The 15,706-nt window shown below is 64.0% G+C and carries 14 protein-coding genes and 3 tRNA genes; 7 read left to right on the forward strand and 10 right to left on the reverse strand.

The genetic code is table 11. The features are described 5' to 3' along the window. Positions 1-37 precede the first annotated feature (37 nt). A complete protein-coding gene (locus FFS09_RS00620; protein ID WP_137916928.1) occupies positions 38-679 on the reverse strand; it encodes a 3-oxoacid CoA-transferase subunit B in 642 nt (213 codons plus the stop codon). Between the two features lie 14 nt (positions 680-693). After that, a complete protein-coding gene (locus FFS09_RS00625) occupies positions 694-1,395 on the reverse strand; it encodes a 3-oxoacid CoA-transferase subunit A (RefSeq protein WP_137916929.1) in 702 nt (233 codons plus the stop codon). A gap of 84 nt (positions 1,396-1,479) precedes the next feature. Here FFS09_RS00625 and FFS09_RS00630 point away from each other — a divergent pair, with 84 nt between their 5' ends. Next, the gene (locus FFS09_RS00630) at positions 1,480-2,286 is read left to right on the forward strand and encodes an IclR family transcriptional regulator domain-containing protein (protein ID WP_137916930.1); all 807 of its coding nucleotides are present in this window, start codon (positions 1,480-1,482) and stop codon (positions 2,284-2,286) included. A gap of 224 nt (positions 2,287-2,510) precedes the next feature. Here FFS09_RS00630 and FFS09_RS00635 read toward each other — a convergent pair. From FFS09_RS00635 to FFS09_RS00670, 8 genes are all read right to left on the reverse strand, one after another. Next, positions 2,511-2,586 (reverse strand) — tRNA-Gly (locus FFS09_RS00635). Between the two features lie 25 nt (positions 2,587-2,611). Next, a tRNA-Cys gene (locus tag FFS09_RS00640) sits at positions 2,612-2,685 on the reverse strand. A 75-nt stretch (positions 2,686-2,760) separates the two neighbouring features. Beyond that, positions 2,761-2,836: transfer RNA gene (locus FFS09_RS00645), tRNA-Gly, on the reverse strand. 99 nt (positions 2,837-2,935) lie between these two features. Further along, positions 2,936-5,368, reverse strand: a complete 2,433-nt coding sequence (gene lon / locus FFS09_RS00650; RefSeq protein ID WP_137916931.1) for an endopeptidase La — start codon at positions 5,366-5,368, stop codon at positions 2,936-2,938. A 98-nt stretch (positions 5,369-5,466) separates the two neighbouring features. Further along, positions 5,467-6,732 carry an ATP-dependent Clp protease ATP-binding subunit ClpX gene (clpX, locus tag FFS09_RS00655; RefSeq protein WP_137916932.1) on the reverse strand — a complete coding sequence of 422 codons (1,266 nt, stop codon included), beginning with the start codon at positions 6,730-6,732 and terminating at the stop codon, positions 5,467-5,469. Positions 6,733-6,840: 108 nt separating this feature from the next. Further along, positions 6,841-7,458, reverse strand: a complete 618-nt coding sequence (gene clpP, locus FFS09_RS00660; protein WP_137916933.1) for an ATP-dependent Clp endopeptidase proteolytic subunit ClpP — start codon at positions 7,456-7,458, stop codon at positions 6,841-6,843. Positions 7,459-7,643: 185 nt separating this feature from the next. Continuing rightward, a complete protein-coding gene (gene tig, locus FFS09_RS00665) occupies positions 7,644-8,957 on the reverse strand; it encodes a trigger factor (protein ID WP_137916934.1) in 1,314 nt (437 codons plus the stop codon). Positions 8,958-9,174: 217 nt separating this feature from the next. Continuing rightward, positions 9,175-10,098 carry a LysR family transcriptional regulator gene (locus tag FFS09_RS00670; protein WP_171019805.1) on the reverse strand — a complete coding sequence of 308 codons (924 nt, stop codon included), beginning with the start codon at positions 10,096-10,098 and terminating at the stop codon, positions 9,175-9,177. A gap of 134 nt (positions 10,099-10,232) precedes the next feature. Here FFS09_RS00670 and FFS09_RS00675 point away from each other — a divergent pair, with 134 nt between their 5' ends. The 6 genes from FFS09_RS00675 to FFS09_RS00700 are packed head-to-tail and all read left to right on the forward strand — an operon-like array spanning position 10,233 to position 15,703. Then, a complete protein-coding gene (locus FFS09_RS00675) occupies positions 10,233-11,201 on the forward strand; it encodes a Bug family tripartite tricarboxylate transporter substrate binding protein (protein ID WP_137916936.1) in 969 nt (322 codons plus the stop codon). 49 nt (positions 11,202-11,250) lie between these two features. Beyond that, on the forward strand, positions 11,251-12,318 hold the full coding sequence (locus tag FFS09_RS00680; protein ID WP_137916937.1) for an Ldh family oxidoreductase: 1,068 nt from the start codon (positions 11,251-11,253) through the stop codon (positions 12,316-12,318). Further along, the gene (locus tag FFS09_RS00685) at positions 12,315-13,691 is read left to right on the forward strand and encodes an NAD-dependent succinate-semialdehyde dehydrogenase (RefSeq protein ID WP_137916938.1); all 1,377 of its coding nucleotides are present in this window, start codon (positions 12,315-12,317) and stop codon (positions 13,689-13,691) included. The genes FFS09_RS00680 and FFS09_RS00685 overlap by 4 nt, the downstream gene beginning before the upstream one ends. Positions 13,692-13,711: 20 nt before the next feature. Then, positions 13,712-14,122, forward strand: a complete 411-nt coding sequence (locus tag FFS09_RS00690) for a cupin domain-containing protein (protein WP_137916939.1) — start codon at positions 13,712-13,714, stop codon at positions 14,120-14,122. Between the two features lie 27 nt (positions 14,123-14,149). After that, the gene (locus FFS09_RS00695; protein WP_137916940.1) at positions 14,150-14,689 is read left to right on the forward strand and encodes a VOC family protein; all 540 of its coding nucleotides are present in this window, start codon (positions 14,150-14,152) and stop codon (positions 14,687-14,689) included. Between the two features lie 33 nt (positions 14,690-14,722). Further along, complete coding sequence (locus tag FFS09_RS00700) at positions 14,723-15,703, forward strand: Bug family tripartite tricarboxylate transporter substrate binding protein (protein WP_137916941.1); 981 nt, start codon at positions 14,723-14,725, stop codon at positions 15,701-15,703. The last annotated feature ends 3 nt before the right edge of the window (positions 15,704-15,706 follow it).

Raw genomic sequence — 15,706 nt, forward strand, 5'->3', positions numbered from 1 at the left:
GTCTCCGGGTTTTAAAACAGGTTGAAGAGTGGGTGGTTCAGGCCGCCACAGGCAGACCGATCAGTCGTTCGAGTTCGGCGCGGTCCAGGCCCTCCACCGCATCGATCAGGCGCAGGCCTTGTGGCGTGCACTCGAGTGTGGCCAGGTCGGAATAAACGCGCTTGACGCAGGCCACGCCCGTGAGCGGGTAGCTGCACTGCTCGACCAGTTTGCTCTGGCCCTGCTTGGTCAGCAGGTCCATCATCACCCAGGTCTGGCGCGCGCCCACGGCGAGGTCCATCGCACCGCCCACCGCGGGAATCGCATCGGGTTCGCCAGTGCTCCAGTTCGCCAGGTCGCCTTTGACCGACACCTGGAACGCGCCGAGCACGCAGATGTCGATGTGGCCGCCGCGCATCATGCCGAAGCTGTCGGCGTGATGAAAGAAGCTGCCACCGGCCAGCAGCGTGACCGGTTGTTTGCCGGCGTTGATGAGGTCGTAGTCCTCTTCGCCCGCGGCGGGCGCGGGGCCCATGCCGAGGATGCCGTTCTCGCTGTGCAACACCACCTCGATGCCCGGCGGCAAATGGTTGGCCACCAGCGTGGGTTGGCCAATGCCGAGATTGACGTAGGCGCCGTCGTGGATGTCGCGGGCCACGCGTTGGGCCAGTTCGACCTTGGTGCGTCGTGTGTAACTCATGGGTTGTTCCTCGTTCAAGCAGCGGCTTTGAAACCACCCGCGCGCGTCACGGTGCGCGCGATGCGCACCACCTGGTTCACGTGGATGCCGGGGGTGATCACGGTCTCGGGATCCAGCTCACCGAGTTCGGCGATCTCGTGCACCGTGGCCACGGTCTTGCGCGCGGCCATGGCCATCACCGGGCCGAAGTTGCGCGCGGCCTTGCGGTACGTGAGGTTGCCCCAACGATCGCCGCGCTCGGCCTTGATGAGTGCAAGGTCGCCGTGAATGGGCGTCTCGAACACATAGCCCTTGCCATCGATGATGCGCGTCTCCTTGCCCTGGGCCAGTTCGGTGCCGTAGCCGGTGGGCGTGAAGAAGCCACCAATGCCCGCGCCCGCCGCGCGCAGGCGCTCGGCGAGATTGCCCTGTGGCACGAGTTCGAGTTCCAGCGCGCCGCTGCGGTACAGGCCGTCAAACACATGGCTGTCGACCTGGCGCGGAAAGCTGCAGATCACCTTGCGCACGCGCCCGGTCTTGAGCAACGCGGCCAGGCCCGTGTCGCCGTTGCCGGCGTTGTTGTTCACCACCGTCAGGTCGCGCGCACCGTGTGCGATCAAGCCGTCAATGAGTTCGTCCGGAATGCCCGAGGTGCCGAATCCGCCGATCAGCACGGTGGCCCCATCGGGGGTGTCTGCCAGTGCCGCCTCGATCGAGTCGGCCAACTTGTTGATCATCTTGATTCCTTCTGTTTTCCATCTGTTCGTATGTCGAACATTTGTTCATAATAAGAATTATAGAAAACTTCCCTGCATCACGCCATGTCCCCCTCTCCGAAAGCCACACCGCCCCGTCCCGGCGACACCTACGTGCAATCCTTCGCGCGCGGTCTGCAAGTGGTGCGCAGCTTCAGCGCGCAAGCACCCGAACAGACCTTGAGCGAAGTAGCCGATCGCGCGGGCCTCACGCGCGCGGGCGCACGCCGCATCCTGCTCACGCTGCAGACCTTGGGCTATGTCGAGTTCGACGGCAAGTGGTTTCGACTCACGCCGCGCATCCTTGAACTGGGTTTTGCGTATCTGTCGTCGATGCCGATCTGGGACCTGGCAGAACCCGTGGTCAAGGCCCTTGTCGACCGCGTGAACGAATCGAGTTCGATCGCGGTGCTCGACGGCGCCGACATCGTCTACGTGATGCGCGTGCCCACGCACAAGATCATGAAGATCTCACTGGGCATCGGGTCGCGGTTGCCCGCCTTCTGCACCTCACTGGGCCGCGTGCTGCTGGCGCAACTCGACGACGAAGAAGTCGTGCGCCGACTGGAGGAGTCGCCACGCACGGCCTTGACGCGCCACACGGTGACGGACACCTCCACGCTGCTCAAGCGCATACAGCAAGTGCGCCGACAGGGTTGGTGCGTGGTCGACCAGGAACTGGAAGAAGGCTTGATCTCGGTGGCCGCGCCGATCCACGGCTCGGACGGCCGCGTGAGCGCCGCCATCAACCTCAGCGGACAGGCCAACCGCACGAACGCGCGTGCGGTGCAGGAACAACTGCTGCCGCCCCTGCTGGAAGCGGCGCAGGCCATCACACAGTTGCTTCAACGCAAGACACGAACAGGTCGTTGAGGGTAACGTTTCCAGGTGCCCAATTTCTCAGCAAGGCGTTGCAAGCCAGGCCGGCTGCGGCCTGCGACGCTTGTTCATGCCGTTATCCACAAGCTTGGGCACAGTTGCTGGGGAGAACGCGGCATGCACCGCCGACGCGGACAGCGCGTGCGTGCACAGACGAACGAAGCTCGCGATCGATGAGCCAATAAAAAAAGGGAAGCCGAAGCTTCCCTTTGAGAATGTGGAGCGGGAAACGAGATTCGAACTCGCGACCTCAACCTTGGCAAGGTTGCGCTCTACCAACTGAGCTATTCCCGCATTTTTCCGGTTGCGTTCCGGTGTTTGGAGGCGCGATCCGGAGTCGAACCGGACTAACCGGATTTGCAATCCGGGGCATAACCGCTTTGCTATCGCGCCATCAAAATCAGCACCCCAAAGCGCCGACTTGAACCCTGACAAAAAAGGGAAGCAGAAGCTTCCCTTTTTTAAAACTGGAGCGGGAAACGAGATTCGAACTCGCGACCTCAACCTTGGCAAGGTTGCGCTCTACCAACTGAGCTATTCCCGCACATTTTTACCGCTTGGTTTGCGTCTACCGATGCTTGTCGGCAAGCCAGCATTCTAACCTGAAAAATAACGCTCTTTCAAGCCCGCGTCATTTTTTCATTCAATGTTTGACGGCATCGGGCAGGGTCGCAGGCTTGCTCATGTTCGCGGCCGCAATCTGCGCGGCAACCTCTTCCTCGGTCAGAGGAACAGGCTGACGCTCGAGCGCGATCGCGAGCACCTTGTCGATCCATTTCACGGGCACGATCTCGAGACCTTGCTTCACGTTCTCTGGAATCTCCGCGAGGTCCTTCACGTTCTCTTCCGGAATGATCACGGTCTTGATGCCACCGCGCAATGCGGCCAGCAGCTTCTCTTTCAAGCCGCCAATGGCCGTCACTTCGCCGCGCAGCGTGATCTCACCGGTCATGGCCACATCGGCGCGCACCGGGATGCCGGTGATGGCCGACACCAAGGCCGTGGTCATCGCCGCGCCCGCGCTCGGGCCATCCTTGGGCGTGGCACCGTCGGGCACATGGATGTGGATGTCGCGCTTGTCGAACTGTTCGTCCTTGATGCCGAGCAGACGTGCGCGACTGCGCACCACGGTGCGTGCAGCTTCCACCGATTCCTTCATCACGTCACCGAGTGAACCGGTGCGCGTGATCACGCCCTTGCCGGGCATGATCGCAACTTCGATGGTCAGCAGGTCACCGCCCACCTCGGTCCATGCCAGGCCCACGACCTGACCCACCTGGTTCGTGGCTTCGGCGCGGCCGTAGCTGTACTTGCGCACACCGAGAAACTCGTTGAGGTTCTCGGCGTTCACCACGACGGTCGGCGTGTACTTCTTCAACAACAAGCCCTTGACCACCTTGCGGCAGATCTTGGACAGCTCGCGCTCCAGCGAGCGCACGCCGGCCTCACGCGTGTAGTAACGAACGATGTCGCGCACCGCGTCGTCTTCCACCGTCAGCTCGCCTTCGCGAATGCCGTTGTTCTTGAGCTGCTTGGGCAACAGATAACGGATCGCGATGTTGGTCTTCTCCTCTTCGGTGTAACCCGAGAGGCGGATCACTTCCATGCGGTCCAGCAGGGCCGGCGGAATGTTCATCGAGTTCGAGGTCGCGACGAACATCACGTCGGACAGATCGAAGTCGACTTCGACGTAGTGGTCGCCAAACGTGTGGTTCTGCTCGGGGTCCAGCACCTCCAGCAGCGCGCTCGATGGATCACCGCGGAAGTCGGTGCCGAGCTTGTCGATTTCGTCGAGCAGGAACAGCGGGTTGCGTGTGCCGACCTTGGTCAGGCTCTGCAGCACCTTGCCCGGCATCGCGCCGATGTACGTGCGGCGGTGCCCACGGATTTCGGCTTCGTCGCGCATGCCACCGAGCGCCATGCGCACGTACTTGCGGCCGGTCGCCTTGGCCACGGACTGACCCAGCGAGGTCTTGCCCACACCGGGTGGGCCCACCAGGCAGAGGATGGGCGCCTTGACCTTGTCCACACGCTGTTGCACCGCGAGGTACTCAAGAATGCGGTCCTTGACCTTCTCCAGGCCATAGTGGTCTTCATTGAGCACAGCTTCGGCGTGGGCCAGGTCGTGCTTGATCTTGGTCTTCTTGCTCCAGGGCAAGCCGACCAGCGCATCGATGTAGTTGCGCACCACGGTGGCCTCGGCCGACATGGGCGACATGAGCTTGAGCTTCTTGAACTCGGCGTCCGCCTTCTTGCGCGCTTCGGCGGGCATCTTGGCGAGCTTGATCTTTTTCTCGATCTCTTCGATGTCCGCGCCCTCTTCGCCTTCGCCCAGTTCCTTCTGGATCGCCTTGACCTGTTCGTTGAGGTAGAAGTCGCGCTGGTTCTTTTCCATCTGGCGCTTCACGCGGCCACGGATCTTCTTGTCGACGTTGAGGATGTCAACCTCGCGCTCCAGCTGCTCGAAGAGGTTTTCCAGGCGCTTGTTGACCTGGTCGAGATCGAGCACGACCTGCTTGGACTCCAGCTTGAGCGGCAGGTGCGCCGCGATGGTGTCGGCCAGGCGGCCCGGATCGTCAATGCTGGAAATCGAGGTAAGGATTTCCGACGGAATCTTCTTGTTGAGTTTGACGTACTGGTCAAACTGCTGCATCACCGCGCGCCGCAAGGCTTCCAGCTCGTTGACCTGCAGGTTGGCCTGTTCCAGCGAGGGGTCGAGCGGGCTCACGTTCGCCACGAAATGGCTGTCGCCGTCGTGGATATCGAGCACCTTGGCACGCTGCACACCCTCCACCAGCACCTTCACGGTGCCATCGGGCAACTTGAGCATTTGCAGGATCGAGGCCACGCAACCCATCTCGAACATGTCCTCGGTCGAGGGCTCGTCCTTCGCGGCGGCTTTCTGCGCCACCAGCATGATGCGGCGCTCGGATTCCATGGCGGCCTCAAGTGCCTTGATGCTCTTGGGTCGCCCGACAAAGAGCGGAATGACCATGTGCGGGAACACCACCACGTCGCGCAAGGGCAGCAACGGGAGTTCAACCGACGTACTGGGCAAAGGGGTCTGTCCGGACATTTCAACCTCGACTGGAACGGTAAATGGGGTCGGTGCGGGCGATCTCAACCAGACGCATCCGTGACGGGCCGGCGGGCAAATACCCCACCGGCAACCGTTCAAGCCTGCTTGGCCGCTTCGCGGTACACCAGCAGGGGCGGCTTGTTCTCGTCGATGGTCGACTCGTCGACCACCACCTTTTCAACATTGCTCATGCCTGGCAGATCGAACATGGTGTCGATCAGCGCGTTTTCCAGTATCGATCGCAGGCCACGCGCGCCGGTCTTGCGCGCCAGTGCCTTGCGGGCGATGGCCTTGAGCGCGGCGGGCCGCACTTCAAGTTCAGCCCCTTCCATGGCCAGCAAGCGGGAGAACTGCTTGACGACCGCGTTCTTGGGCTCGGTGAGAATTTCGACCAGGGCGTCTTCGCTGAGTTCCGACAAGGCGGCAATCACCGGCACGCGGCCGACCAGCTCGGGAATCAGGCCGAACTTGATCAGATCCTCGGGCTCGATTTCCTTGAACGTTTCGGTCAGGCTGCGCTGCTGCTTGCTCTTGACCAGGGCGCTAAAACCCATGCCCGAAGCCTCGGTGCGGTTTTCGATGATCTTTTCCAGTCCCGCGAACGCACCACCACAGATGAACAGGATGTTGGTGGTGTCGACCTGCAGGAAATCCTGATTGGGGTGCTTGCGCCCGCCTTGAGGTGGCACCGAGGCCATGGTGCCTTCGACGAGCTTGAGCAGCGCCTGCTGAACACCCTCGCCCGACACGTCGCGCGTGATGGACGGGTTGTCGGACTTGCGCGTGATCTTGTCGATTTCGTCGATGTAGACAATGCCTTGCTGAGCGCGCTCGACATCGTAGTTGCAGCTCTGCAGCAGCTTGGCCACGATGTTTTCCACGTCCTCGCCCACGTAGCCGGCTTCGGTCAGCGTGGTGGCATCGGCCATCACGAACGGCACGTTGAGCATGCGCGCCATGGTCTGGGCGAGCAGCGTCTTGCCGGAACCCGTGGGGCCGATCAAGAGGATGTTGCTCTTGGCCAGTTCCACGTCGTCCTTGCGGGCGTTCTGCTTGTGGCGCAGGCGCTTGTAGTGGTTGTAGACCGCCACGGCGAGGGCGCGCTTGGCGTGCTGCTGGCCGATGACGTAGTTGTCCAGGTTCGATTTCAACTGGGCCGGCGTGGGCACGTCGTCGCCCGAAGCCTTGACCGATTCGAGGCCCGGCAACTCGTCACGGATGATGTCGTTGCACAGGTCGATGCATTCATCGCAGATGAACACCGAGGGGCCGGCGATCAGCTTCTTGACCTCGTGCTGGCTCTTACCGCAGAACGAGCAGTAGAGCGCTTTTTCGCTGGAGGTGCCTTTTTTGTCGGCCATAGATCTGAGTGCGTAAGACGAGGTAAGAACAATGATAGTTCAAGCCCCGAGAGGGCCAAATGGGCAAAAACCACCCCATTTCATGCCGTCTTCGGGGCTTGATGGGCCTCAGACTGCGCCTGGGCGCTTGTCGATCACCTTGTCGATAAGGCCGTACTCGGCGGATTCGGCGGCCGAGAGGTAGTAATCGCGCTCGGTGTCGCGCTCGATCTTCTCGAGCGGCTGCCCGGTGCGCTCGGCCAGGATCTTGTTGAGCTGTTCGCGCGTCTTGAGGATTTCGCGGGCGTGGATCTCGATTTCCGTGGCCTGACCCTGCGTGCCGCCCAGCGGCTGGTGGATCATGACCTTGGAGTTCGGCAGCGCAAAGCGCTTGCCCTTGGCGCCAGCGGCCAGCAGGAACGCGCCCATGCTCGCGGCCATGCCGATGCACAGGGTCGACACGTCGGACTTGATGAAGTTCATGGTGTCGAAAATTGCCATGCCCGCGCTCACCGACCCGCCGGGCGAGTTGATGTAGAACGAAATGTCCTTGTCGGGGTTTTCGCTTTCCAGGAACAACAACTGCGCCACCACGAGGTTGGCCGACTGGTCGTTGACCGGGCCCACCAGGAAGATCACACGCTCCTTGAGGAGGCGCGAATAGATGTCGTACGCACGCTCACCGCGGCCCGACTGCTCGATGACCATGGGCACCATGCCCAAACCTTGAATGTCCATTGCGCTCATGCGTTTCTCCGTGAATTAAGCCAACCACTTCACACTACTGTAACCAACCCGCTGAGCCCCTCCGGCCGCTCCGGTCCAAGACCGGAATGACCACAGGGGCGCCGGTGGTGACAGATGGGGTGGATTCCAGAAAAAGAAAGGGCGGATTGCTCCGCCCTGCTCTGCCACTGTGCGACGCGGCTCGATCAGCCTTGCTGCGCCATCAGTTCGTCGAAGCTGACGGCCTTCTCGGTGACCTGCGCCTTGGACAGCACGAATTCGGTGACGTTGTTCTCGATCACGATGGCCTCGACCTCGGCCATGCGGCGGTTGTCGCCCGTGTACCAACGCACCACGTCGGCGGGCTTCTCGTAGGAAGCAGCCAGCTCGTCGATGTGGGCCTTGATCTGTTCGGGCTTGGCGTTCAGCTCGTTGGCGCGCACCAGTTCGGCCACCACCAGGCCCAGGCGCACACGGCGCTCGGCTTGCGGGCGGAACAGTTCTTCGGGGATCGGCGCCTTGTCGGCATCCTTCACGCCGCGCTGCTTCAGGTCGGCGCGGGCGCCTTCCACCAGACGGTCCAGCTCGGCTTGCACGACCGACTTGGGCAGGTCGAGTTCGGCCTTGGACACCAGGGCTTCCATCACGGCTTGCTTGTTGCGGGCCTGCAGGCGGAACTTGACTTCGCGCTCGAGGTTCTTGCGGATGTCGGCGCGCAGGCCTTCAACCGTGCCGTCGGCGATGCCGAGGGCTTTGGCCAGGGCTTCGTCCACGGGGGGCAGGTTGGCGGCTTCGAGCTTGTTGACGGTCACCAGGAAGTCGGCGGTCTTGCCGGCGACATCCTTGCCGTGGTAGTCAGCGGGGAACGCCAGCGGGAAGGTCTTGGACTCGCCGGTTTTCATGCCGCGCACGGCGTCTTCGAATTCCTTGAGCATCTGGCCATCGCCAACGATGAACTGGAAGGCTTCGGCCTTGCCGCCTTCGAAGGGCTCGCCGTCGATCTTGCCGGCGAAGTCGATGGTGGCGCGATCGCCGTCCTGTGCGGCCTGGTCTTGCGCGCGTTGCGCGAAGGTGCGGCGCTGCTTGCGCAGGATTTCAACGGTGCGGTCGATGGCGGCGTCGTCGACTTCAGCAGACACTTTTTCCACGGTGGCGGTGGACAGGTCTTCGATCTTGACTTCGGGGTACACCTCGAACACGGCGTCGAAGGTCAGCTGGCCTTCGGGCGCGCCTTCCTTCTCGGTGATCTTGGGCTGGCCGGCCACGCGCAGTTGCGCTTCGTTGGCGGCGCTGGCGAAGGCTTCGCCCACCTTGTCGTTCATGACTTCGTAGTGCACCGAGTAGCCATAGCGCTGGGCCACGACGTTCATCGGCACCTTGCCGGGACGGAAACCGTCCATCTTCACGTCGCGCGCGATGCGCTTGAGGCGGGTGGACACCTCGTTCTGGATCACATCGGCCGGCAGCGTGAGCGTGATCTTGCGCTCGAGCTTTTCCAGGGTTTCAACGGTCACGGTCATGAAATTCTCCAAATGGAAGGGGGTGGGCCAGCCGGACGGGCCGAGCCTTGAAATGTTCTTGTCCCAGGCGGGTCTGAGGGGTTGATGCAAGCCGTTTCAAGGCCTGCACGGTGCGTATCCTTGGGCAAATCAGGACCCGCTCCGGGCCATTCCGTTCACCAAGACAGCCCGACATTCTAGCCAATCCGGGGATGCCGCCGCCGGGCGGGCACCTTGGTCAGGCCGGGCCGACGTGCGCGCTGGCAAAGCTGAAGGTGCCCTGACGCTCCATGCGCGCGAACTCCGCCATCACCAGGTCGTGCACCACGGACAGGGATGGGTTCGGTCGCGGATCAAGCCGCGTGGCCAGGACCAGCAGGCGGTTGAGCTGCACGCCCGATATCTCGGACATCACCACGGGCTCCTGGTGCAGGTGCTCGCGAAACACCGACACCGGCATGATGGTCGCCCAGCGGCCGCGCAGGACCATCTCCCGAATCGAATCGACCGAATCGATCTCGGCCTGCACCTTCAGGGACTTGCCCAGGCTGGCGAGCTGGCGGTCCACCAGCCCCCGGTGCAGGCTCGTCATCAACAGTGGGATGCGCGCCAACTGGCTGACGGACACCACTGGGCCGATGCCCATTTGGGCGTGCGAGACCAAGGCAAACGGCTCGCCGAGCAGCGGTTGAAAAGAGAGCGCGTGGCCTGGCTCCGGGTTGGTCAGCACCGCCACGTCGATCATGCCTCGCTCCAACCAGTCGATGAGCTCGGGCGTGAACGCTTCGCGCGCGCGCAGCTCCAGGTTGGAAATCGCAGCGATGCTCTTTTCGAACAGGCCGGGCAGCAGCAAGCGGGCCAGGGTCGGTGACGCGCCGACCACGACGGGCACCAGATCGCGCTGCTGGCTGTGCGCCAGGCGCCGGTCCAGGCGCGCGGCCTCGGACAGGATGCGCTGGGCGGACTCGTACAGCGTCACGCCCGCTTGCGTCAGCCGCACGCCGCGCGGCAGGCGCTGCAGCAACTGAACGCCCGTTTCGCTCTCCAGGTCGCGCATCTGTCGGGTGAGCGCGGGTTGCGCGATCGGTATGGCGGCCGCGGCGGCGGTCAGGCTGCCGCTTTCGGCCACAGCCACGAAATAGCGCAGGGTTTTCAGGTTCATCTTGAGGCCTTCCGATATCAACATGATATGGCAGGGCGCAAATTCAGCATTAGACAAGCGGGGCCGGCGTCCCTAATCTGCAGGCTCCGATCCAGCCACGCACTGGACACACCACAACGATACGGAGACACCGCATGAAACTGTCTGGCCCCATAGCGCTGGCCGCCCTGCTGGCCCTGCCTCTTGTAGGCCAGGCTCAAAACAGCTATCCGAACAAGCCCATCCGCATGATCGTTCCGCTGGCCGCTGGCAGCGCCGTGGACAACGCCGCGCGCCTGGTCACGCAGAAGATGGGCGAGTCCATGGGCCAAGGCATTGCGATCGAGAACATGGCGGGCTCGGCCGGTGTGATCGGCGCCGAACGCCTGGCGCGCGCCGCGCCCGACGGCTACACCATCGGCGGCTTCAACGACAGCGTCCTCACCATGGTGCCCCACCTCACGGCCAAGATGCCGTGGAACGCGCTCACCGATTTCGCGCCGGTGTCGTTGGTGGGCACCATCGAATGGGGCCTGGTGGTGAAGGCCGACTCGCCCTACCGCAGCCTGGCGGACTTCACCGCGGCCGCCAAAGCCGCGCCCGGCAAGCTGAACTACGGCAGCGGCGGCAACGGCAGCCCGCAGCACATCGGCATGGCGCTGATCCTGGACCGCGCGCACATCGACGTGATGCACGTGCCCTACAAGGGCGCCACGCCGGCGGCTGTGGCCGTCGCGGCCGGCGAAGTGGATGTGTCCATGCAAGGTCTGGGCACCGTGACCTCGCTGGTCCAGGGCGGCAAGCTCCGGCTGCTCGCGGTGTCCACGGCGCAGCGCCTGCCGCAGTTTCCCAACGTGCCCACCTTCCATGAAGCGGGCATGGCGAACTTCACGTTCAACTCGTGGTTTGCCATGGTCGCGCCCGCGGGCACGCCGCCCGCCGTCATCACACGGCTCAACCGGGAGGTGCGCGCAGCGGTCGACGACCCCACCACGCGCGACAAGTTGCTGGCGATGGGCGTGACGCCCCGAGGCACGAGCGCCGCCGAGTTCGGCGCGGCCACGAAAACCCAGTACGAGCTGTACCGCAAAGTGATTCAGGACAAAGGCATCACCGCCGACTGATGGCCCGCACGCTCGGGCCACGCACACCTTTCCCCTCACCAACCTTCACATGACCTCCTCCATCGTCACTGCAGAAGCGCTGCAGCAATTCATTCACTCGGCCTTCGTCCAGCAAGGTCTGCCGGACGCGGACGCCGCACAGGTGGCCCGGCTCATGACCGAGGCCGACCTGCAAGGCTCCGACGGCCATGGCGTCATCCGCCTGCCGCAATACATCAAGCGCATCCAGGCCGGCGGCATCAACAAACACCCGAACATCCGCACCGTGGAAGAGCGGCCCGGCATGGCCGTGGTGGATGGCGACAACGGCATGGGCCATCTCGTCGTCAGCCGGGCGGTGGACATCGCGATTGAAAAGGCCCGCACCTGCGGCGTGGCCTGGGTCAGCACACGCTACAGCAACCACGCGGGCCCGGCGTCGCTCTATGCGCGCCGTCCGCTCGAGCACGACATGCTCGGCCTGTACTTCGCGGTCGGCAACGCCAACCACCTGCCGCCATGGGGCGGCATGGACATGCTGCTGTCCACCAACCCGATCGCCGCCGGCATTCCCACGGACGAAGAGCCGCCGGTGGTGCTGGACATGGCCACCACCGTGGCCGCCTATGGCAAGGTCAAGGCCAAAGCCAAGCGCGGCGAGCCCATGCCCGAGGGCTGGATGATCGATCGGGAAGGCAAGCCCCTGCTCGACCCGAACCGTTCGAATGAAGGCTTTCTGCTGCCCATCGGCGCGCACAAGGGCTATGGCCTCGCGCTCATCGTCGGGCTGCTGGCCGGCACGCTGGGGGGCGCGGCCATGGGGCGCGATGTGATCGACTTCAACGCCGACTTCAAGACCGTCACCAACACCGGTCAGGCCATCCTCGTGATCGACCTGTCCGCGTTCGGCGATCCCCAGGTGTTCAAGCACAACGTGGACCGGCTGGTGCGCGACATCCGCGACAGCGCGCGACTGCCCGGCGTGGAGCGCATCTGGCTGCCCGGCGAACAAAGCCATGAAAAGCGCGCGCGCTACCGCGAAGACGGCATCCCCGTCTCGGCCGGGCTGATGAGCGAACTGCACACCCTCGCCGCCCAACTCGACATTCCCGCCTTGAAAGAAACGGCCTTCGCATGAGCATCGATTCCATCAACCCCGCCACCGATGGCGTTCTGGCGCAATTCGACGCGCACGACGCCGCCACGGTCGACCGCAAACTGTCCGAGACATCGACAGCGCAACGCGAATGGGCGAACACGCCGATCGCCGAGCGCATGGCCTTGCTGCGCCGCGTGGCGCAAACCCTGCGCGCGCAAAAAGCCGAACTCGCGCCCCTCGCCACCCTGGAGATGGGCAAACCGCTGAGCGAAGCGCTGGGCGAGGTGGAGAAATGCGCCTGGAACTTCGACTTCTACGCCGACGCCGCTCCCGGCTTTCTGGCCGACGAAGTGGTGGCCAGCAGCGCGACCGACAGCCGCATCGTGTACGACCCGATCGGCACCGTGCTCGCCGTGATGCCGTGGAACTACCCCTATTGGCAGGTCATGCGCGCCGCGGCGCCGGTGCTCGCGGGTGGCAACGCCATGGTGCTCAAGCACGCGAGCAATGTGCCGCAGTGCGCGCTGGCGCTCGAGGACATTTTCAAGCGCGCGGGCGCGCCCGCCGGGCTGTTCACCACACTGCTGGTGGGTTCGGGCGAAGTGGCCGGCCTCATCGCCGACCCGCGCATCTCGGCAGTGACCTTCACCGGCTCCACCCCCGCAGGCCGCCAGATCGCTTCGCAAGCCGGCCAGGCGTTGAAAAAACAGGTGCTGGAGCTGGGCGGGTCCGACCCGTTCATCGTGCTGGCCGATGCCGACATCGAAGCGGCCGCGGCGGTGGCGGTGAAGGCTCGCTTTCAGAACACCGGCCAGAGCTGCATTTCGGCCAAACGCTTCATCGTCGAGCAGGCCGTGGCCGAGCGCTTTGTCGAGGCCTTCTGCGCGGGGGTGCGCCAGCTGGTCGTCGGCGATCCGATGCAGGCGCGCAGCACGCAAGGCTCCATGGCCAAGCGCCGCCTGCGCGATGAACTGCACGCGCAGGTGCTGGCCAGCGTGCAGCAAGGCGCCCGCTTGCTGACGGGTGGATCGCCGGTGGACGGCCCGGGTGCGTTCTACGCCCCGACGGTGCTGGACCACGTCACGCCCGACATGGTCGCCGCGCAGGAAGAAACCTTCGGGCCGGCCGCAGCCATCCTGCGTGTGGCCGACGCCGAAGAGGCCGTGCGCATCGCCAACGCGACGAACTTCGGCCTGGGCGCCGCGCTCTGGACCAGCGACCTGGACCGCGCCGGGCAACTCGCCCGCCGCATCGAGGCGGGCGCCGTGTTCGTCAACGGCCTGGTCGCGTCCGACCCGCGCCTGCCGTTTGGCGGCATCAAGGAATCGGGTTACGGCCGCGAACTGGGCAAGCTCGGCCTGGTCGAGTTCACCAATACCAAAACCGTGTGGACCGGCCCAGCACGCACCTGACGACAACACAAGGAACTCCCATGACCACTCCCACGAAATACGCCGTGCTGCGCCCCGATCAGATCCAGAGCCACGACCGGGGCGGCGGCGCCCGCACCACGCCGCTGGTGTTGCCCTCGGTCGGCGCCAGCACGTTCATCAACGGCATCACCGAATTCAGTGGCGGCACGGCGATCCCGTTCCACAGCCACAACTGCGAAGAAAGTGTGGTGCTGCTCAGCGGTCATGCGTACCTCGACATCGATGGCGACGTGCAGGAACTCAAGCCGCTGGACACGACCTTCATTCCGCCGAACGTCCCACACCGCTTCCGCAACATGTCGGAGACGGAGCCCATGAAGATTCTCTGGATCTACGCATCGGTCCATGCCACGCGGACCTTGATGGACACCGGGGAAACGCGCCCGGTCGCGGCCGAACACGCCAAGTAATACCCACAACACGCTGGAGACATCGCCATGGGACTTCGATTTCTGGAGCACGCGCTCATCCTCACGCACGACCCCGAGGCGACGCGCGACTGGTTCGTGGAAAACCTCGGTTTTCGCAATGGCTACCACCCCGAGTTCGGCTTCCCGGTGTACTGGCTGTACATCGGCGACCAGGACGTGATCCACATCGGCAAGGCGCGCCACTCCGAGCACCAGGACACCTACCTGAAAACGCCCTCCGATGGCGACCGCGACTTCTCCGCCGCGGGTGTGCTCGGCTCGGGCCGCATCGATCACATCTGCCTGAACTGCGACGGCATCGAAGAGTTCATCGACCGCCTCACCCGCAACGGCGTGGAGTTCAGCGAGCGCAAGGCGCACAACTCCAACCTCTACCAGCTTTTCATGCGCGAGCCCATCAACGGCCTGAAGATCGAACTCAACTTTGCCTGGCACGAAGCGGCTCGCATCGGCCGTGTGCCCGAATGGACCGATGCCGGTCAGAACGAAAAGCCCGCGTCGGACGTGATGGCACAAGAAGCGCCGATCAAGGCGTCCACGTTCTGAGACCTGTCCACGTGCAACAACCGGAGACAAAAAATGATCGATCGACGTCAACTTCTGGCCTGTGGCGGCGCCGCCGGCCTGGGCCTTCTCGCCCCGCTATCCGCCCGGGCCCAGGCCTACCCAGGCGGCGCCATCACCATCGTGCTGCCGCTGCAGGCGGCCTCCGCATCGGATGTGGCCGTGCGCCACATGGCCGACCGGCTCGGCCAGCGCATGAACGGCAACAGTTTCGTGGTCGAGAACGTGGCCGCGGCGGCCGGTCTGGTGGGGCTTGAGCGCATCAGCCGCGCCCGCCCTGATGGCCGCACCGTCGCCGCTCTCAACAACAGCATCCTGACCATCCTGCCCCATCTGCAGGGCAAGAACATGAAGAGCGACCCGCGCAACGAGTTGGTGCCGGTGGCCGGCATTGCCAACATCCCCACCTTCTTTGCGGTGCAAGCCAGCTCGCCGATCAAGACCGTGGACGATCTGGTCAAAGCCGCCAAAACGCAACGCATCACCTATTCCTCGGGCGGGGTGGGCAGCCCACAACACCTGGCCACGGAAATGTTCAACGCCTACACCGGCGTCAAGCTGGAGCACATCCCCTACCGCGGCGCGAGCCAGGCCGCCCTGGCGGTGGCCACGGGCGAAGTGCAGGTGATGTCGATGGCGCTGACGATGGCGCAACCGTTCGTGGCCGATCAGCGTGTGCGCCTCATTGGCTACTGCGGCAGCGAGCGCCATGCCCAGTACCCCGACCTGCCCACCTTGCAGGAGGCGGGCGTCAAGAATTACGAGTACGCGTCGTGGATCGCCTTCTTCCTGCCCAAGGAGGTTCCTCAAGACGCACTGGTCGAACTGCGCCGGCACGTCCAGGCCGTGTCCAAGGACCGCGACTTTCAGGCTCAACTGGTCCGCTCCGGACTTGAACCCTGGGTGCGCGACGAGAAGCAAGTGGCGCAGATCACGGCGCAGGACTACGTGCGCTGGGAAAAGATCGTCCGCGACGCCAACATTCCCACCAGCTGACGA

The organism is Hydrogenophaga sp. 2FB (assembly GCF_005503365.1).
GTDB lineage: Bacteria > Pseudomonadota > Gammaproteobacteria > Burkholderiales > Burkholderiaceae_C > Hydrogenophaga.

Excerpts from the sequence above, each read along its gene's own strand:
- FFS09_RS00690 (WP_137916939.1), top strand. The coding sequence starts at position 13,712 with ATGACCACTCCCACGAAATACGCCGTGCTGCGCCCCGATCAGATCCAG.
- clpX (WP_137916932.1), bottom strand. The coding sequence starts at position 6,732 with ATGGCCGACAAAAAAGGCACCTCCAGCGAAAAAGCGCTCTACTGCTCG.
- FFS09_RS00695 (WP_137916940.1), top strand. The coding sequence starts at position 14,150 with ATGGGACTTCGATTTCTGGAGCACGCGCTCATCCTCACGCACGACCCC.
- FFS09_RS00680 (WP_137916937.1), top strand. The coding sequence starts at position 11,251 with ATGACCTCCTCCATCGTCACTGCAGAAGCGCTGCAGCAATTCATTCAC.
- FFS09_RS00670 (WP_171019805.1), bottom strand. The coding sequence starts at position 10,098 with ATGAACCTGAAAACCCTGCGCTATTTCGTGGCTGTGGCCGAAAGCGGC.
- tig (WP_137916934.1), bottom strand. The coding sequence starts at position 8,957 with ATGACCGTGACCGTTGAAACCCTGGAAAAGCTCGAGCGCAAGATCACG.
- FFS09_RS00700 (WP_137916941.1), top strand. The coding sequence starts at position 14,723 with ATGATCGATCGACGTCAACTTCTGGCCTGTGGCGGCGCCGCCGGCCTG.
- lon (WP_137916931.1), bottom strand. The coding sequence starts at position 5,368 with ATGTCCGGACAGACCCCTTTGCCCAGTACGTCGGTTGAACTCCCGTTG.
- FFS09_RS00675 (WP_137916936.1), top strand. The coding sequence starts at position 10,233 with ATGAAACTGTCTGGCCCCATAGCGCTGGCCGCCCTGCTGGCCCTGCCT.
- FFS09_RS00685 (WP_137916938.1), top strand. The coding sequence starts at position 12,315 with ATGAGCATCGATTCCATCAACCCCGCCACCGATGGCGTTCTGGCGCAA.
- FFS09_RS00630 (WP_137916930.1), top strand. The coding sequence starts at position 1,480 with ATGTCCCCCTCTCCGAAAGCCACACCGCCCCGTCCCGGCGACACCTAC.
- FFS09_RS00625 (WP_137916929.1), bottom strand. The coding sequence starts at position 1,395 with ATGATCAACAAGTTGGCCGACTCGATCGAGGCGGCACTGGCAGACACC.
- clpP (WP_137916933.1), bottom strand. The coding sequence starts at position 7,458 with ATGAGCGCAATGGACATTCAAGGTTTGGGCATGGTGCCCATGGTCATC.
- FFS09_RS00620 (WP_137916928.1), bottom strand. The coding sequence starts at position 679 with ATGAGTTACACACGACGCACCAAGGTCGAACTGGCCCAACGCGTGGCC.